This is a genomic window from Secundilactobacillus mixtipabuli (assembly GCF_002217925.1).
Lineage (GTDB): Bacteria > Bacillota > Bacilli > Lactobacillales > Lactobacillaceae > Secundilactobacillus > Secundilactobacillus mixtipabuli.
In genome coordinates this window covers 45865-64275 of sequence record NZ_BCMF01000005.1, presented here as the reverse complement: position 1 = coordinate 64275, position 18411 = coordinate 45865, and the positions used below count along the sequence as shown (strand labels likewise).

The following is an 18411-nucleotide window of genomic DNA, read 5'->3' as shown; positions in this document are numbered from 1 at the left end:
TGCCGTAATGAAACAAGCAATTTTTTTGGTGACGTCTTTGGCCGGCTTAAAAAAGCTGACTTTTAAACGCAAAGTGAAATCCTTAATGAATGACCAGATTCAGGTCACCATTATTTTAGCGATGATTCAATTTGACGATTGTGAAATCGCCCGTAACCTAATTCATACACTTTTTAATGCCAAACGGCTAGCTCAGCTCAAGGTGGTTTCACTGGCGAGCCTAATGGCAGATGAACCGGGGGTTGAGGTTGCTGCTGACGAACAGTTTCATGCTGACTTCGAAGACTTGCCAAGCCGTCGATTTGAAGCGACAACTGCTTTAGAACGGCCTACGGTTCGGTACATTAAAGATGGTGAAATTGCTGCTGAAGTAAGAGAAGACAACAATCAAGCACCGCTGCTAAAGATCCGCTATAACGATCACCAGCCGATTCAAGCGGCAGTCTATGAAGCGGGTCAGCAATTTGGTCTGTTAGCGTATCATGACGGACAATTAGCGCAGGCTTTATTGTTGAATCAGCAAGGTCAAGTTGTCTACCGGTTCATTCGCCATACCGAACCCGTTAACTTTGCCTATACGATGGGTCGTACATCAAAATTAAAATTCACTGAACTGATTTCTGAAGAAGATGAAGAACAGCGCGTTATTTATCGAGATTCAGAAGTTCAAGCTTACTATGAAGTGGTGGGGTACCAAAACTACGATCGGTTTGACAGTGTTTACTCATTCTATGCAAACTTATTGGAGAAAGTTGTCCCTGCTGATGCTGGTTTATTTATCGATCTCAGTGATAATCCGCAATTGAGTCCATACTTACCACAACAGTTGATTTTTAATTACTAAGGAGAGTCGTTACTCGTGCGTGCAATATTATCAGGGTTACACCAAAAAAAGAAAAATCAAGAATTAGAATTTGAATTAATTGACGTTCCCGGTTCTTTTGATAATTTAAGGGTCATGCTGTTGGAGACGACTAGTTTGGCTTCTGTAACGGTGCCAGTTCGGCGGATCATTGACAACAATTTGATTCGGATTCAAATTAATCCAGACCAGTTACAGTTCAAAGCTTTTGGTCAAAGCGAGTTTGTTTGGCAATTATTCTTGGCTTTCAATACGGCTGACGAACAAGTTATTTTGCAAGTAGAATCTGAGTACTTAAGTGACCGTCACCAGTTATCACTGACGAGTTATTATCAAGTGAACTCTGATGCTGAAGGGATGGCGACCTTTAATATTCATACCAAACAGCCTGAAGATGAGTTTACGATCAACTCCGTTAACTTGACGGAAGACTCACTTAACATTACGGGCTACAACCGGATCAACGGTCAACCAATCAAAGACCAAAAGGTGATTTTAAAAACGCGTGAATCGGACGCTCGGTTGGCTTATTCAACCTCTGCAGGATCGCTTAAGACGTTGTTTATGGTGAATATTCCACTGACAGACTTACCCTCCAATTCGGTAGCAGATTTGTTTGTGCAATACACCGTAGGCCATGAGCAAGTTGAACAGCGCGTCATTTTAGCCCGCTCCCTTGAAGGACAGATGACACAGTCAGTATTGCCAGGTGGTCGGATGGTGCTGATTGAAAAAAATATCAATAACGGTATTGTCATTAAGGAATTTCCGGCACCTAGCTTTACTGAGAAGGTCGCCGCAGTACCAGAAAAATTACAGGCAGTTGCTGACCTTGGCCGGATGATTCAAGATAAGGTTAACTTACAGCGCATGCGCTGGTTATTCAGAGCGGGGCATCGGCCATACGATCAGCCTGTGATCGTCTTTGAAAGCTTTGGCGGCCGTCAGGTTAGTGATAGCCCTTACGCTATTTATCGCTTGTTCACCGAACTGTATCCCGGCTTTACGTTCATTTGGTCGATCGACCGTTCTTTGAAGAAGTTCTGTAAGCAAAACCAGATTCCGTACGTGGTTCGACGCACATCTAAGTGGGTTCGTGTCCTTGAAAAGAGTTCCTACTGGATCAGTAACGCCCGTTTTCCAGCTTGGGTGAAAAAGCCGCCTTATGTGACTTACATTCAAACGTGGCACGGAACACCGCTGAAGAAATTAGGCCTAGATATTGAGAACGTTTCAATGCCTGGGACAACGACCAGCAAGTATCATGATAACTTTGTCAAAGAAGCTAACCGCTGGGATGCGTTAATTTCACCAAACGATTATTCAACGCAGATTTTCCGGTCTGCCTTTGGCTTTAATAATCAAATCCTGAAAGTTGGTTACCCACGTAATGATGAATTGATCAACACTGATCCTGATGCTATCAAGGCGCTGAAGGAACGGATGGGGATTCCATTAGATAAAAAAGTGGTCTTGTACGCACCAACGTACCGGGATAATCAGTTTGCTGAAAAAGGAAAATATACCTTTGAACTGCCGTTTAGCTTAGATGATTTCAAAAAACAGTTCGGTGAAGATACTGTCTTGATCTTACGGATGCATTATTTGATTGCTAACGCGATGGATATTAGCAACTATACGGACTTTGTTTACGATTTCTCTAGTCATCCTAATATTTCTGATTTATACCTCGTTTCAGATATGCTGATCACTGATTATTCATCGGTCTTCTTCGATTATGCTTACTTGAAACGGCCAATCCTCTTTTACCCTTACGATTATCATTTGTACAAGGATGAATTACGTGGCTTTTATCTCGACTATGAAAAAGATTTGCCGGGACAAATTGCTAACAACGAAAATGAGCTGCTTTCCGGCATTGCCGATTGCCTCAAACATCCTGATATGAGCGAAGATCCAAAGTTTATGAAATTCTATAACCGCTTCTGTTCCATTGATGACGGCCTAAGTTCACTGAAAGTGGTTAACTACGTGGTACATCAGATTGAAAAGAACGGTTAATGTCAATTCTGGAAAGGAATAGTGCTATGACATTATCACAAGACGTGGCAAATCGGCGGACATTTGCCATCATCTCTCACCCTGACGCAGGGAAGACGACCATTACTGAACAGCTGTTACTATTTGGTGGTGTTGTTCGTCAAGCCGGAACAGTTAAGGCCAAAAAGAGCGGTAACTTTGCTAAATCAGACTGGATGGAGATCGAACAGAAACGTGGGATCTCTGTTACCAGTTCGGTGATGCAATTTGACTATGAAGGTAAACGAATCAATATTTTGGATACTCCTGGGCACGAAGATTTCTCAGAAGATACGTATCGGACTTTGATGGCGGTGGATTCTGCTGTCATGGTCATTGATTCTGCTAAGGGGATCGAACCGCAAACCAAGAAGTTATTTAAAATTTGTAAAATGCGGGGCATTCCGATCTTTACCTTTATGAACAAGTTAGATCGTGATAGCCGCGATCCAATGGACCTGATTGCTGAACTTGAAGAAGTGCTTGGCATTGAAGGCTACCCAATGAATTGGCCAATCGGGATGGGTAAGGAATTAAAGGGGCTTTACGATCGTTACCATAATCGGGTAGCGGTTTTCCGCCCAGATAGTGACGAAACGACTTACCTACCACTTGATGAGAATGGCGATATTGCCGATTCTGAACCTTTGAAGACCAATTCTTGGTATGAAGACGCCCGGGAAAATATGGAACTGATTGAAGACGCGGGTAACCAGTTTGACGAAGCTAAGATTGCCAGCGGGGATCAGACACCCGTGTTCTTTGGCTCAGCACTGGCTAATTTTGGGGTAAAGACATTCCTTGAAACGTACTTGAAGTTTGCACCGCAACCAGCAGCTCACCACACGATTGATGACACGGATGTGGAACCAACTGACGATGAATTTTCAGGCTTTGTATTTAAAATCCAGGCTAACATGGATCCTAAGCACCGTGACCGAATTGCCTTTGTCCGAATTTGTTCAGGCCTCTTTCAACACGGTATGGATGTGACCCTTGGTCGAACGGGGAAAACCATGCGGCTATCAAACGTAACGCAGTTTATGGCAGATACCCGTGAGAACGTGGAAACGGCGGTTGCTGGTGATATTATTGGGCTCTATGATACCGGTAATTATCAAATTGGCGATACCATTTACACCGGTAAGAAGAAACTTCAATTTGAAAAGCTACCGCAATTTACTCCTGAACTTTTTGTCCGGGTAACGGCCAAAAACGTGATGAAGCAGAAGTCCTTCCATAAGGGGATTCAACAACTGGTTCAAGAAGGCGCTATTCAGCTTTATACGTCCTATACGACAGGCGATTACATTTTAGGGGCAGTTGGTCAACTTCAGTTTGAAGTTTTCCAATTCCGGATGAAGAACGAATATAATTCCGATGTTGTGATGGAACCAATGGGCCATAAGATTGCGCGTTGGATCGAACCAGATCAGTTGGATGAACGCATGTCTTCCAGCCGAAACTTGCTGGTTAAGGATTTGGCGGGGGATCCGTTATTCCTGTTTGAAAACCAGTTTGCAGAACGCTGGTTTAGTGATAAATATCCAGACGTTAAGTTAACCTCAAAATTGTAAAAAGTGGTATCCAAAAAACCTGCTGTTCAGTCATTCGACTAAACAGCAGGTTTTTTAGGTTGAGTTATGTTTATGCTTTGACGGTGGTCAACTTGGCTTGAGCTGCTTGACCAAGAATGTTCAAGTAGTTGAATGGGCGGTCAAAGTTTGGTTGGAATAACATGTCGACCATGGCCAAATCATCAATGGTATTGTGATTTTGAATGCAAACTGATAATAGGTTGGCGGACTGTGAAATATCGTGTTTGCTCATGAGTGCGCCACCGAGAATTTCACGGGTGTCCGGATTGAATACCAGTGACATCGTGACGGGGAGGGTGGTTGGCATGAATTCAGGCCGATAATTATCAGTCACAATGACTTGCTCGGCGTTGATGCCTTGTTCTTTAGCCGCTTCGTAAGTCAAACCGGTGGAGCACAGGGAAATACCGTACAGTGCTAAACCAGACGATGACTGGGTACCCATGTATTTGACCGTTGGTTTAGCAATGTTCTTACCCACTAGGATCCCTTGACGAACGGCATTGGTGGCTAACGGAATGTAGGCATTCTTGCCCGTTGGATTGTAATGAACCGCTGCACTATCTCCAGCCGCAAAGATATCCGGATTACTCGATTGCATGTAGTCGTTGGTAATGATGGCACCATTCTTGGCCATGTCTACTTTGCCCGCTAATAAGTCAGTATTAGGTCTGAAACCAATACATAGAACAGCAAGATCAACGTCAATTTGTTCTTTGTCAGTTGCAATTGTGACGCCATCGGCAGTAGTGGTAAAGCCTTGAACCTTTTGATTTAAGGCGAGTCGAACGTTGTGTGACCGGTATTCGTCCTCGATTTTATCGGTAAAGGCAGTGTCAAAGTATTTAGGCATTACGCGGTCTTGTCCGTCAATCAATGTCACGTCATGGCCTTTGAGCGAATAGGCTTCTGCAAGTTCAGCACCAATGTAGCCCGCACCAATGACGGCGATCCGTTTAGCGTTTTTAGCCCGCTGGAAAAGTTCCTGGGCGTGTGCCCAGTTCTTGCAAAGGAGAACTTTGTCACTATCGATGCCTGGAATTGGCGGAATCACTGGCCATGAACCAGAGGTCATCACGAGTTTATCGTAACTGCTGGTGGTGACTTCGTGAGTTTCTAAGTTTTCAACGGTGATGGTGTGTGCTTGGTTGTCGATATCTTGGACGTTATGCTTCATCAAAACAGTTGCCCCAAGTTTTGAGAGTTCTTCCGGATTTGAATAGAAGAGACCTTGTGGATCCTTCACTTGACCGCCTAAGTACAGTGCGATCCCGCATGATAGAAACGAAATGACGTCGTTTTTTTCGTAGACGGTCACTTCAGCGTCGGGATTCTCCGCTAAAATCTGTTTTGTAGCAAACGTGCCGGCGTGGGTACAGCCAATGACTGCAACTTTCATAAAATGCTCCTCCTAAATTAAAAAACCTGTTTTTAAGTATAATTGTTCACAACTGTATTTTACACAATATAAAATGATTGTCAATGTTTTCACAAGAAAAAGAATTCGCTTTCAATGTTTTCGGTTAATTAAATTGCGATATACTAATAGCAGACGAATTTTAAAGGAGAATTTCGATGACACATCTTTCAGCATGTACCTCAGTATTAGTTGGTAAAAACGCCTCAATTGACGGCTCGGTCATGATTGCCCGTAATGATGATACGTTTTTGCCGTTAACCCCTCAGCGCTTTTACATGCATCAGCCAGCAGAAAACCAGGGGAAGATTTTACAATCTACTCAAAATGGTTTTGAAGCGCCATTACCTGACAACACCGTTCGTTATCAGGCAACCCCGAACGTAGAAGTCGAAAAAGTCGGCCTATATGAAGAGAGCGGTATCAATGCTCATAACGTTGCCATGAGTGCCACGGAAAGTGTCTATGGCAATCCCCGCGCGCTGGCCTTTGATCCGCTAGTCGTTGATGGGATGGCAGAAGACACGATGCAGACGATGGTTCTGCCGGTGATCACCAGCGCCAGAAACGGTGTGAAGGTGTTGGGCGATTTAGTAAAAAAATACGGTTCACCAGAAGGCAATGGTGTTTTATTCGCCGATAAGGATGAAGCTTGGTATATGGAAATCGTCACCGGCCACCATTGGGTTGCTCAGCGGATTCCGGATGATGCCTTTGTGATTACAGCTAATCAGGTGGCTATCCAGGGAGTCGACTTTGACGATCCTGACAACTTTATGTTCTCTGAGGGAATCCAAAATTTTGTATCTGAACATCATTTGAATCCCGATCAGTCCGGTTGGAACTTCCGTCATATTTTTGGGACTAGTACTGAGAAAGATCGTCATTACAACACACCACGCGTTTGGTACGGCCAGCGGTATCTGATGCCTGAAGTTGAGCAGTCACCAACCTCCTCAGAACTGCCATTTATTTGCCACGCAAACCGGAAAATCAGCGTTGAAGATATTAGTTTCATCCTTGGCTCTCACTACAACGAAACGGATTACGACCCGTTAGGTAACGGTCCCGCAGAATTGAAAACGAAGTTTCGGCCGATTTCAATGAACCGTACGCAAAACTCGCACGTCCTGCAACTGAGAAATAACGTGCCAGAAGCACAATCTGCAATCATGTGGCTGTGCTTTGGGGTACCAGCTTTTAGTCCCTACGTGCCATTCTTTGCTAATGCAAATGATACGGATCCATCGTACGTGAACACACCGGTTCACGCTGACCAGGAAAGTGCCTACTGGATGTATCGCAAACTTTCCGTTTTAGTGGAGTCTCATTATGCTGAATTTGTCCAGGATGACCGTGATTATCTTATGGCAACTCGTGAATTATTGATGCAGCATATCGGCAAAACGGATGCCGTTGCCAGCAAGCTATCTGGTGAAGAACTGACGACTTATCTGACCCAACAGAACTATTTGATTGTCTCAGAGATGAAGGCGCGGACAACGAAATTAATGAATGATTTATTCGAACACGGTTTGGAACTTTCAAAACTGACGTTCAATATGGACGTTAACCTGTAGCGTCAATTAAAAACCACTTCCTTGTGAATAAGGGAGTGGCTTTTAATATTCATGAAGAATTCTAATACTAATCATAATTTATTCATGGTATCTCGGAACGGCTTTCGATAAACTAAAGGTAGATATAAACTGGCTAGCACCCCACAGAAAGGACTGCTGACTATGACGATGACAAATGCTCAGCGGAACCGCCAGCAATTGGAAACGGTTCTGAAAACGAATTTAACGAATGGCCTGACTGATGTGCAAGTTAAACAGCGACAAAGCGATGGTCGCAATGTATTGCAGGAAGAAAAGCCACCGACAATTTTTCAAAAGATCTGGCGGCATTTGTCTGACGTCGCGTCACTAGTGCTATTATTTGCGGTGGCTTTATCAACTTATTTAGCGATTGCGGCAAATGGCGGCTGGACGAAAACAATCGTAATTGGCAGTATTTTAGTGATCAACGTGCTGATTGGCATGTATCAAGAACATAGTGCTGAAAAATCGCTAGCAGCGTTAAAGAAGATGAATGTGCATGAAGTCACGGTCGTTCGTGACGGTACTTCACAGGTGATCAACGCAGCTGATCTGGTCGTGGGGGATCTTGTTTTGTTATCCGGCGGTAACCAAATTCCCGCGGATGGCCGGCTGGTAGAAGCGACTGATCTACGAATCGATGAAGCCGTTTTGACCGGTGAAAGTGAGCCAGTGAAGAAGACAGCTGAACCGGTAGATCAAGCAGCTGAAATCGGTGACCGGGTTAATGAAGTTTTTTCGGGAACTGGTGTGACGCAGGGAACGGGTCAAATGGTGGTGACCGCTATCGGCATGGCAACTGAAATTGGTAGCATTGCGGGTATGCTGAATCGGACCAAAGCGCGGACGACACCACTTCAAAAACGGTTAAACCAGCTTTCCAGTCGGTTAACGGCCGTTGCGGTCGTCGGCGGTGTGATTATTACCGTCTTGGGGCTCTTTTTCCAAGGCGATACGTTAACGGATGCGCTGATGATCGGTGTTTCTCTCGCGGTAGCCGCCGTGCCAGAAACGCTGCCGATTATTGTAACCATTAGTTTATCCCATGGTGTGGGTGTCATGGCAAAGCAGCACGCAATTATGCGGCGGGTGGACGCCGTTGAAACCATTGGTGGTGTCAACGTCATTGCATCGGATAAGACGGGCACGCTGACGCAAAATCAGATGACCGTAACTCAGGCTTGGTCGGTATTTGACGACCAACCAACGCGGGTTGGTAACGGACCGCTTCAGGAACAGACACAGACTTTAATGAAATTAATGGGACTCGCGACGAATGCAACGCGTGAGAAGGTCAATGATGAATGGGTGGAGATCGGCGATTCAACTGAACTGGCAATTGTCCGCTGGCTGGCGGCTGATGGGCTGACCCGGGCAGACTTTGAACAAGAAGCACTGCGAGTTGCGGAAGATCCATTTAACTCAACTAAGAAAACCATGGCAACCCTTCATCAGCTGCCCGATGGTAGGGCGCTACTGATCGTCAAAGGGGCAATCGATCATCTCCCCATTACTCAGTCAGCTAGTGAGCAAGCGAAAACCAAACAAATTCACGACCAGTTTGCGCACGATGCACTTCGGGTGTTAGCGGTAGGGTATAAATACTTTGATGCCATCCCAGAAAAGCCAATTGAAGACTTGCAGCATGATCTCGTATTTGCTGGTTTAATTGGCATGATCGATCCACCAAGAGAGACCGCCATTGCAGCTGTAGCTCAGGCAGCCGAAGCGGGTATTCGGACGGTGATGATTACAGGAGATCATTTAGAAACGGCTAAAGCGATTGCTAAGCAGATCGGCATCTTACGTTCTGGTGATCAGGTTGTGACAGGCGCGGCATTGCGCCAGTTGAGTGATCAGGAACTGGCCGCACAAATTGAAAACATCAGCGTATATGCTCGGGTTTCACCTGAAGATAAAATTCGCATTGTGAAAGCCTGGCAGCAGCAAGGCGCGACGGTTGCGATGACCGGTGATGGCGTCAACGATGCCCCGGCATTGAAAGCAGCAGATGTGGGTGTCGCTATGGGTATTACGGGGACTGAAGTGTCCAAAAATGCGAGTGATATGATTTTAACGGATGATAACTTTGAAACCATCGTGGCCGCGGTTGCCACGGGACGGGCTGTCTACCAAAACATTCTGAAAGCCGTTGAGTTCCTGATTGGGGTTAACTTTGCCCAGATTTTCCTGATGATTTTTGCGGTAGGAATCGGTTGGGGCGCGCCGTTGATTGCCGAACAGCTGTTATTGATCAACGTGCTGGCAGACGGTATTCCGGGCTTTTACCTGAGTCGGGAACCAGCAGAACCACTCAACATGAAGCGACCGCCAATCAGTCGAAAAACCAGTATTTTCGCGGATGGTCTAGGTCAGCGAGTGGTCGTTCGAACAACCACCTTTATCCTTTTAACCATTGGTGTATACGGTATTGGGCGGTTCGTTCTCGCTCACAATGATCCGGCCATTGGCATGACCATGTTATTCTTCACATTAGCGTTGGGCTCGATGATCGATATTTATCCGATAAAACAGCGTTCACCACTGTCATGGCGGGGAATCCGAAGTAACGTTGCCCTCAATGCAGGCGTTATTTTGGCAGCGAGTGTCGTTGTGAGCACAGCCGTTTTCCCTTGGCTAGGGAAGGCATTCCAGCTGACAGCGTTATCGCCAATCAACTGGTTGGTGATTCTCATCGCGATCTTTATTCCAAGTTGCGTCCTTGAACTGAATAAACGGGTGAAACTGATGCGGTTTAAGCAGCCAGTTTTACTGGACGAAGAATGAGGATGATACAAATAAGCGCTATCCCGCTAGTTTTACGGGATAGCGCTTATTTGTGAAATGAAGGTTAAATGAGTTTAATATATTGCGCACGAATGACTGTGGCATCGCTCATTTGATACCATTTTAACCCGTTATCATCCGTATACTGACCTGTTAACTGAACGGGGGTAGCATCGGCAATTAACTTAACGGCTTGCCCGTTTGGCTGGTCATAGGTATGCAGTGAGTGACCAGCTGCAAAATCAATCACAGCAGCACGGTTAATCGGTGTAAATTCAATTGGTCGGCGGTCGCTGATCTGGCGAGGAGTTGGCCGATCAGTTTGAGCGACCTGCTTACCATTGATCCACTGTGGCCCGCCTAGATTGAACCAGGTTTCCCCATTTGTCGTATTGACGCGAATAAACGCCCGCCAAACGGAATTTTTAGGGAACTCGTACTGATAAGGCTGACCATTAGGCTGATTTAAAATTTGCGTGCTGTTTAAAATCCTAACAAAGATACTGATCCGTTGAACAGCAGTCCAGCTGTTTCGCCGCAACATGACCACGATGGTTTGCGCCTGGTCAGTGAAGTGTCCCGTCAGCGGCCGGCTAGCTTTAATCAGGTGAAAACCATCAATTGCGGCTTTAGTAAAGGCAAATGGCTGATTAACGGCACCCGTTTGAATGATCGGTGACGCAATCATTTCGCCCGTATCGTAATCAACTGAATACATGATCACAGGGTGACCCATTTTTTGAGTGAATTGAAGCGTCATGATTCGGTAGGGACCGGTGAACAGTGTTGTGAAACCAATGATGTGAAATAACAAATAGTTATCGATATGTTGGGGCTTAAAATGAATTTTTTCACCCACTCGACCATTTAACCATTGCGGTTTTGCCAGCGCTTGGTTGTGATCATCGAGGTAAAGCACCAGCATGACCGCAGAAGCAGTCTGTGATTTTACGGGCTTCTCAGCAGCTGGTTTTGTTGGCGCAGTTGTTTGGTGCACTTCCGGTTCTGGCGCTGGGTTAACCGGTAATTGACGAGGAGGTTTAGGTGTCAAACGGCGGCTATTTCGAATCGGACTGCCCGAACCGGCTGTTTTTCTTCGACGAGAAGGCGTTTGTGGGCGATTTTTAGTCATTAATTTTCGTAGTCGATCAAAAAAAGTCATTGGCAAACGCCTCCTCGATGTGTCGTTACCTTTAGTATACCCCAACTTGATAGGTGTCGAAAAGTTTTCATGACAACTTAATGATAAAGAAAAGGAGCCCGAACATCAGATGATGTTCAGGCTCCTTTAATCAGTTCAAACATTACTTCTTAGCGTCAGCTTTATTGGCTGCAGGTGCAGCGTCAGTTTCTTCAGCAAGGGTAATGTCGCCATTTTCAATTTTAGCAACGAGGTTCTTAACGTTACTGTGTTCCAAATAGAAGTCAGCAATTCGATCTTCGATTTGTTCTTGAATGACCCGACGAAGTGGCCGAGCACCCATTGCAGGATCATAACCGAGTTCCACGAGCTTAGCTTCCACTGGTTCTGTGACGTGAACATGCAGGCCTTGGTTAGCCAGCATGACGTTGACATCAGCAATCATGAGATCAACAATCTTCATCAAGTTTTCCTTAGTGAGGGAGTTGAATTCGATGATATCGTCAAACCGGTTCAAGAATTCAGGTTTGAAGTAGTTGGTCAGTTGATCCAGTACGGAATGGGTCTTACCAGCAACTTCAGCACCAAACCCAACGCTAGCTTCCGAATCTCCGGTACCGGCGTTTGACGTCATAATGATGATCGTATCCTTGAAGGAAACGGTCCGGCCTTGCGAGTCAGTCAAACGGCCATCATCCAGGATCTGCAGGAACATATGCATCACGTCTGGGTGAGCCTTTTCGACTTCATCCAAGAGAATCAAGCTGTATGGGTGGCGACGAACTTGCTCAGTCAATTGACCGGCTTCTTCGTAGCCAACATAGCCAGGAGGCGAACCGATCAGCTTAGCCACTGAATGCGGCTCCATGTACTCAGACATGTCAAACCGAATCATAGCCTCTTTAGAACCAAAGAGTTCACGGGCTAACTGCTTAGCTAATTCAGTTTTACCAACACCAGTGGGGCCAACAAACAGGAATGAACCGATCGGCCGGCCAGTGCCGTTAAGGCCGATCCGGTTACGACGGATGGCACGGGAAACTTTATCAACGGCATCGTCTTGACCAATGACGTGGGCTTTCAGTGAATCGCCTAAGTCACGTAGCTGTTGCTGTTCTTTGTTTTGAAGCTCACCAACCGGAATCCCCGTTTTTTCTTCAACGATCTTTTGCATATCTTCCTCAGTAACTTGAGGTTGATCATCAGATGAAGGGGTACTGGTCTGCGATTTCTTAGCTTCTTCGAGTTTAGTTACCTGATCACGATAGTAGGCGGCTTTTTCATAGTCTTCCTGTTTTAAAGCAGCCTGTTTTTGATCTTCTGCTGACTTGATCTTGTCATCGATCGTCTTTGGATCGACCACGTTGATGGTTAGGTTCTTCTTAGAACCAGATTCGTCCAGCAAATCAATGGCTTTATCAGGTAAATAACGGTCTTGAATGTAACGGTCGGATAATTTGACCGCTGCATCTAAGGCTTCGTCCGTATAGTGAACGTGGTGGTAGTCTTCATACTTCTTTTGGATACCCTTTAAAATCTTAACGGCTTCCTCAGGAGATGGTTCGTTGACAGTAACAGGCTGTAAACGACGAGCCAGTGCTTGATCCTTTTCAATATCACGGTATTCATTTAAAGTTGTCGCACCGACTAACTGGAACTCACCACGGGCAAGGGCAGGCTTCAAAACGTTACCTGCGTCCATACCGCCTTCGGCATTACCTGCACCAACGATTTCGTGAATTTCATCGATAAACAGGATGATATTTGGATTATCGGTGACTTCTTTCATCAGTTGCTGCATCCGTTGTTCAAATTGACCACGGATACCAGTTCCTTGAACCAGTGAAACCACATCAAACCGGATAATCTTTTTATTCATTAATTTTTGTGGAACGTCGCCAGAGACGATCTTTTGTGCCAAGCCTTCAACAACCGCTGTTTTACCAACACCGGCTTCACCGATTAAAACGGGGTTGTTCTTAGTCCGTCGGTTCAAGATTTCGATGACTCTAGCAATTTCACGGTCACGGCCAATCACTGGATCGATCTTCCCTTGACTGGCAAGTTCAGTGAGATCCAAACCGTATTGACCTAATAGGCCACCATTGCCGTTACCGCCTTGGCCGCCCCCGTTACGAGGACCACTTGGTTGGGTAGGTGGGACCTGCTGCTGATAGCCTTGAGGATTTTCGTTAGGGTTGCCGCCCTGCATTGCACGGAAGATATCATCAAGGTTACCAAAGCCGAATGGGTCTTGTGCCATTTGTGCACCTCCATTTCCAGGATTAGAGTTGTTCTGCTGATTTTTTAGAAGTTGATAGCAATTTTGGCAAAGGTCAACTTGCTGTCGCTGACCATTCACATTCAGGTACAAATGAATCGTCGCTTCACGTTGATGACAATTCTGACACAGCATATCTTGACTCCTCTCTTAATAAAGTAGGCAAGCCAATAACTGATCAATTGTTTGACCAATCTTGACCTTTAAACACATTATACAATACTCAAGTGTTTTCGCAAGTCATTTGCTCGCACTTGAGAGCTAAAATTAGCAGGTCGACCACTCGAGTGCTAACTCAAGTTATGTTTTACTTCATTTTGGCTTATCTTGCAAGCAGTTTGACTGATTTTTCAGCTTTTTGATTGATTTAACACTCACTCAAACGAATTGGCCCAGCTTACTTTGACCTGCGAGATATGGTAGAATATATTGAAATAAAAATTTGGTGAGGTGGAGGTGATCCCAGTTGGCTGAAGACTATGCCAATTTGATGGCCCAGCTAAAATCAGGTGATTTGGACGAGTTTGTAGTTGAACCTGCGGACTTTATGGCTTTTCAGACAGCCTATATGCAGTTTGAATCCCGTAAGCGCATCGTAGGTAAAGCTGAGAAGAATGGTAAGATTATTTATCACTACGATCACGACCAAACACAGTAAATAGACAATGTAAGCGGTTGATTATTTTTCTCAATGGCTTGTATTTTGTTGAATAAATTGATATTCTTAGGTAAAGGTCTTTTTCTATTTATTTCATAAAAGCTGTTCTTATGAAACTAATGAAAAGTAGCCCAATTTGTTTTTTAGCTGATAAAGGAGATCGATATATTATGGAAAAACGCAACTTTCGGATTACTGCTGAAGCAGGTATTCATGCTCGCCCAGCAACATTGTTAGTGCAAGCAGCCAGCAAATTTAACTCAGATATTAACTTGGAGTACGATGGCAAGTCCATTAACTTGAAGTCAATCATGGGTGTTATGTCTTTAGGTGTTGGTCAAAACACTGACGTCACCATCTCTGCAGATGGCGACGACGAGACTGAAGCCATGGAAGAAGTCGCTAAGACGATGAAGGCTGAAGGTTTGACTAACTAATCTTTTCAGCAATTATTCTTACTTCTCAAATGACTGGGTTACATCAGCTTTGATGAATTTAAATAAATAAACAATAGCTTATCAGAATTGTGAAGCTAGCGATATAGTAAAGGTTCACCGGAAAGTCATCTTTCTGGTGAACCCTTTTTTTTATTTAAGAAAAGTCAAAAGTGCTTGCACCACTAAAAGTGATAAGTTATTGTTAGTGGGTTGAACAAGCAGTCAGTGCTGATCAGTTTGACCAGCGGGGGTGAGGCTTTCTATTCTTGCATTAAGGACAGCTAACCCATATAATTATTAACAATAACAAGACGGAATGAATGATATGGGGGGATTGTCGTGAACATTGGTTTATTTACTGACACATACTTCCCTCAAGTGAGCGGTGTTGCAACTTCAATTAAAACACTGCGTCATGAGTTGGAAAAACAGGGCCATCAAGTCTATATTTTCACCACGACTGATCCACACGTTGAAAAAGACGTCTATGAACGCAACATTTTTCGTTTCCCAAGTGTGCCATTTGTCTCCTTCACCGATCGGCGGATCGCCTTTCGTGGCCTTTTGCATGCGTATCAATTAGCCAAGGAATTAAATTTGGATATTGTTCATACTCAAACCGAATTTTCCATGGGGTTGATCGGTAAGTTTGTTGCCCGGGCGATGAAGATTCCTTGCATCCACACCTACCACACCATGTATGAGGATTATCTGCACTATGTGGCTAACGGTAAGATTTTGAAACCGGTACACGTTAAACAGATGACATTGGCTTTTTGCAGTCATTTAGATGGGGTAGTTGCCCCTAGTGAACGGGTTATCGATACGTTAAAGGGCTACGGCGTTAAGGCGCCGATTCGGGTGATTCCAACTGGGATTGATCTGGAACAGTATGAGCCGGATGAAAATGAACTAAACGTTCGCGAAAAGTACCAGATACCAGCAGACGCTCCCATGATGCTTTCTTTGAGCCGGGTGGCGTACGAAAAGAACATTAAAGAAATTATTGACGGGTTTACCTCGATTTTAAAACAAGTCCCATCTGCATACTTGATGATTGTTGGTGATGGGCCTGCAAAGGCGGATCTTGAACAGCAAACACACGATCTCGGACTTGATGATCACGTGATCTTTACTGGTGAGATCAATAATAATGAAGTTTCGGCTTTCTACCACGCTACCAATTTATTCGTTTCAGCCTCCGATTCAGAGTCGCAGGGTTTGACCTATATTGAAGCGCTGGCTGCGGACAAGAAAATCGTGGTCAAGAGCAGCCCTTATACGGATGAATTGCTACAGGATCCAGAGCTAGGGGCCACCTTTAAGACGCAAGATGAGATGGTTGAAAAAATGATTTATTACTTAAAACACGATAAAATCATGGATCATGCGGTATTGAATCAAACTTTAAAGCAGGTTTCAAGTGAGACATTCGGTGAACGGATTATTGAATTTTACCGTGATGCTCGGTTTAACTATGAAGAAATTCATGAGAGTTCAGCGGATACGAGTCATTAATAATGAGGAAACGGAGCCAAATATGTTAAAAATCACGATGTTTTCGGCGGCAGATTCAGTTAAAGGTCAGGGAGTGGGCAGTGTCTATACGGAGCTGGTACGGTTATTGAAGTCCCGTGAATCAGACCAGATTGCTCTCCAGATCAACAAGTATGGCCGCAGTGACATTAGTCATTATCATACCGTTAACTTTCCGTTTTACTTATCGACCTTTATGCCTGGTCGTGGCCGTAAAATTGGCTTCGTCCATTTCTTGCCGGAGACGCTTGAAGGCAGCTTAAAGTTGCCCAAAATTGTGAAAGCTGTTTTTTATCGTTATGTGATTGCCTTTTATAAACGGATGGACCAGCTGGTGGTGGTCAATCCGTCCTTTATTCCTAAGCTAGAAGCCTATGGCATTAGTCGGGATAAAATCACGTATATTCCCAATTTCGTTAGCGCGGCCACTTTTCATCCTGCCGATGAGGCTCAAAAACAGCTGCTTCGGACGCAATATCATTATCCAGCTAAGTTCACGATTTTAGGATCGGGACAAGTACAGGTTCGTAAGGGTGTCTTTGATTTTATCGAATTGGCCAAACGTCATCCAGAAATGCAGTTTATTTGGACTGGTGGCTTTTCGTTCGGTCGGATCACGGATGGCTATGAGGAGTTGAAACGGGTGGTCGATAATCCGCCAGCTAACTTGAGCTTTCCTGGCATCATCGACCGTGATAAATTGGTTGACTACTATAACATGGCCGATCTGTTTTTATTACCATCGTATAATGAGTTATTTCCGATGTCCGTTCTGGAGGCTTTCAGCACGCATACGCCCGTTTTACTGCGCGATTTAGACCTCTATCATGCCATTATTAAGGGCGATTATGCTGCAGCCAAGGATGTTGATGAAATGGATCAGATTATTTTGAAATTAAGCACTGATTCACAGGCATTGATGGCACTTCAAGAGAAGGCTAAACACGCTGCGGATTACTATTCAGAGGAGCGGCTGGCTAAGATTTGGTTGCAATTCTATACTGAACAGGCAAGAAAAGGATAATAGGTATGTCGAGACGTAATAAAATTGCATTGTTTTTAATCATCTTGCTGGGGATCACCATCTTCGGTTACTCGTTGCGGGATGTTCAGCTCAATATTTTAATCCGTGACTTTACAACGATTCATCAGGGTTGGTTATGGGTAGCAATTTCGTGTATGCTGCTCTATTTTTTGCTTGAAGGACTGGTTGTTAAAATCTTTGTCGATGAACGGCTAGGGCAATATTCATTTAAGAGTGCACTGCGTATCCCTCTGATTGAGCAGCTTTTTAATGGCATTACGCCATTTTCGTCTGGTGGTCAGCCCGCACAGCTGATTGCGATGCTTCAAAGCGGTATTGACGGTGGCCGAGCGAGTTCCATTTTACTGATGAAATTCATTGTCTATCAGGCGATGGTCGTGGTCAATTTCTTGATTGCATTGATCATCGGTTTTCACTATATGGCTAGTAAATTGAGCTACCTATCTTTATTTGTGGTGTTTGGCTTCATCATTCATTTAGCCGTCATCATTGGCTTATTTTTAGTCATGTTTTGGCCGCAGTTTACCAAAAAGGCGATGCGGATCGTGATGATTCCGGTAGGCTGGTTTACCAAGGCTGAACGGGTCAATGACTGGATCGTCAGACTGGATACTAAGATTGACTTATTTTATCAGGAAAGTGTTCAGCTGATTGGCCAGTGGCGGCTTTTGCTAAAGGTGATTGCGATTACTTTCGTCCAACTAATGTGCTATTATTTAGTGCCTTACTTTATTATGCTGTCATTGGGCTACACCCACGCTAACCTAGTGATGATCGTCTGTCTGCATGTTTTGATCGTCATGGTCATCTCGATTTTTCCTATTCCTGGCGGTTCCGGCGGTGCTGAATACGCCTTTACGGTTTTGTTCAGCAGCTACATCACTAATTCCAGTAAGCTGGTTTTAGCCATGTTATTGTGGCGGCTGCTCACGTACTACTTAGGCATTCTGGTTGGTATGATTGCACTGACGGTCAAACCGGATAAAATTAAATTAAAAGCTTGAGTGA

The 18411-nt window shown here is 44.7% G+C and carries 13 protein-coding genes; 10 read left to right on the top strand and 3 right to left on the bottom strand.

Annotated features, from left to right (window positions below):
• Positions 1 to 7: 7 nt before the first annotated feature.
• The 3 genes from IWT5_RS05515 to IWT5_RS05505 are packed head-to-tail and all read left to right on the top strand — an operon-like array spanning position 8 to position 4479.
• Complete coding sequence (locus tag IWT5_RS05515; RefSeq protein WP_089108965.1) at positions 8 to 844, top strand: hypothetical protein; 837 nt, start codon at positions 8 to 10, stop codon at positions 842 to 844.
• 15 nt (positions 845 to 859) lie between these two features.
• Positions 860 to 2884: a CDP-glycerol glycerophosphotransferase family protein gene (locus tag IWT5_RS05510; RefSeq protein ID WP_089108964.1), complete on the top strand. Its 2025-nt coding sequence runs from the start codon at positions 860 to 862 to the stop codon at positions 2882 to 2884.
• A gap of 26 nt (positions 2885 to 2910) precedes the next feature.
• The gene (locus tag IWT5_RS05505) at positions 2911 to 4479 is read left to right on the top strand and encodes a peptide chain release factor 3 (protein WP_089108963.1); all 1569 of its coding nucleotides are present in this window, start codon (positions 2911 to 2913) and stop codon (positions 4477 to 4479) included.
• 70 nt (positions 4480 to 4549) lie between these two features.
• Here IWT5_RS05505 and IWT5_RS05500 read toward each other — a convergent pair whose 3' ends face one another.
• Complete coding sequence (locus IWT5_RS05500) at positions 4550 to 5899, bottom strand: FAD-dependent oxidoreductase (RefSeq protein ID WP_089108962.1); 1350 nt, start codon at positions 5897 to 5899, stop codon at positions 4550 to 4552.
• A gap of 176 nt (positions 5900 to 6075) precedes the next feature.
• Between IWT5_RS05500 and IWT5_RS05495 the strand changes: the two genes are divergently transcribed.
• Both IWT5_RS05495 and IWT5_RS05490 read left to right on the top strand, forming a co-directional pair.
• The gene (locus tag IWT5_RS05495; protein WP_089108961.1) at positions 6076 to 7497 is read left to right on the top strand and encodes a C69 family dipeptidase; all 1422 of its coding nucleotides are present in this window, start codon (positions 6076 to 6078) and stop codon (positions 7495 to 7497) included.
• A 168-nt stretch (positions 7498 to 7665) separates the two neighbouring features.
• Complete coding sequence (locus IWT5_RS05490; protein ID WP_439959085.1) at positions 7666 to 10305, top strand: cation-translocating P-type ATPase; 2640 nt, start codon at positions 7666 to 7668, stop codon at positions 10303 to 10305.
• A 64-nt stretch (positions 10306 to 10369) separates the two neighbouring features.
• Here IWT5_RS05490 and IWT5_RS05485 read toward each other — a convergent pair whose 3' ends face one another.
• Positions 10370 to 11437 carry a MucBP domain-containing protein gene (locus IWT5_RS05485; protein WP_159459293.1) on the bottom strand — a complete coding sequence of 356 codons (1068 nt, stop codon included), beginning with the start codon at positions 11435 to 11437 and terminating at the stop codon, positions 10370 to 10372.
• Positions 11438 to 11609: 172 nt separating this feature from the next.
• On the bottom strand, positions 11610 to 13862 hold the full coding sequence (locus tag IWT5_RS05480; protein WP_089108958.1) for an ATP-dependent Clp protease ATP-binding subunit: 2253 nt from the start codon (positions 13860 to 13862) through the stop codon (positions 11610 to 11612).
• A 331-nt stretch (positions 13863 to 14193) separates the two neighbouring features.
• Here IWT5_RS05480 and ykzS point away from each other — a divergent pair, with 331 nt between their 5' ends.
• The 5 genes from ykzS (at position 14194) to IWT5_RS05455 (ending at position 18407) form a co-directional block, all read left to right on the top strand.
• Complete coding sequence (gene ykzS / locus IWT5_RS05475; RefSeq protein ID WP_089108957.1) at positions 14194 to 14385, top strand: protein YkzS; 192 nt, start codon at positions 14194 to 14196, stop codon at positions 14383 to 14385.
• A gap of 170 nt (positions 14386 to 14555) precedes the next feature.
• Positions 14556 to 14822, top strand: a complete 267-nt coding sequence (locus IWT5_RS05470) for a phosphocarrier protein HPr (protein ID WP_089108956.1) — start codon at positions 14556 to 14558, stop codon at positions 14820 to 14822.
• 339 nt (positions 14823 to 15161) lie between these two features.
• Entirely contained in the window at positions 15162 to 16340 is a 1179-nt protein-coding gene (locus tag IWT5_RS05465; RefSeq protein WP_089108955.1) for a glycosyltransferase family 4 protein, read from the top strand.
• Between the two features lie 22 nt (positions 16341 to 16362).
• Complete coding sequence (locus tag IWT5_RS05460) at positions 16363 to 17382, top strand: glycosyltransferase family 4 protein (protein ID WP_089108954.1); 1020 nt, start codon at positions 16363 to 16365, stop codon at positions 17380 to 17382.
• A 5-nt stretch (positions 17383 to 17387) separates the two neighbouring features.
• Positions 17388 to 18407 (top strand): lysylphosphatidylglycerol synthase transmembrane domain-containing protein, encoded by a 1020-nt coding sequence (locus IWT5_RS05455; RefSeq protein ID WP_089108953.1) that lies wholly within the window; start codon positions 17388 to 17390, stop codon positions 18405 to 18407.
• Positions 18408 to 18411 lie beyond the last annotated feature (4 nt).

What these genes read in the sequence shown, in the direction of transcription:
- IWT5_RS05515 (WP_089108965.1), top strand. Translation starts at nt 8, where the DNA reads ATGAAACAAGCAATTTTTTTGGTGACGTCTTTGGCCGGCTTAAAAAAG.
- IWT5_RS05505 (WP_089108963.1), top strand. Translation starts at nt 2,911, where the DNA reads ATGACATTATCACAAGACGTGGCAAATCGGCGGACATTTGCCATCATC.
- IWT5_RS05500 (WP_089108962.1), bottom strand. Translation starts at nt 5,899, where the DNA reads ATGAAAGTTGCAGTCATTGGCTGTACCCACGCCGGCACGTTTGCTACA.
- IWT5_RS05495 (WP_089108961.1), top strand. Translation starts at nt 6,076, where the DNA reads ATGACACATCTTTCAGCATGTACCTCAGTATTAGTTGGTAAAAACGCC.
- IWT5_RS05490 (WP_439959085.1), top strand. Translation starts at nt 7,666, where the DNA reads ATGACAAATGCTCAGCGGAACCGCCAGCAATTGGAAACGGTTCTGAAA.
- IWT5_RS05485 (WP_159459293.1), bottom strand. Translation starts at nt 11,437, where the DNA reads ATGACTAAAAATCGCCCACAAACGCCTTCTCGTCGAAGAAAAACAGCC.
- IWT5_RS05480 (WP_089108958.1), bottom strand. Translation starts at nt 13,862, where the DNA reads ATGCTGTGTCAGAATTGTCATCAACGTGAAGCGACGATTCATTTGTAC.
- IWT5_RS05470 (WP_089108956.1), top strand. Translation starts at nt 14,556, where the DNA reads ATGGAAAAACGCAACTTTCGGATTACTGCTGAAGCAGGTATTCATGCT.
- IWT5_RS05460 (WP_089108954.1), top strand. Translation starts at nt 16,363, where the DNA reads ATGTTAAAAATCACGATGTTTTCGGCGGCAGATTCAGTTAAAGGTCAG.
- IWT5_RS05455 (WP_089108953.1), top strand. Translation starts at nt 17,388, where the DNA reads ATGTCGAGACGTAATAAAATTGCATTGTTTTTAATCATCTTGCTGGGG.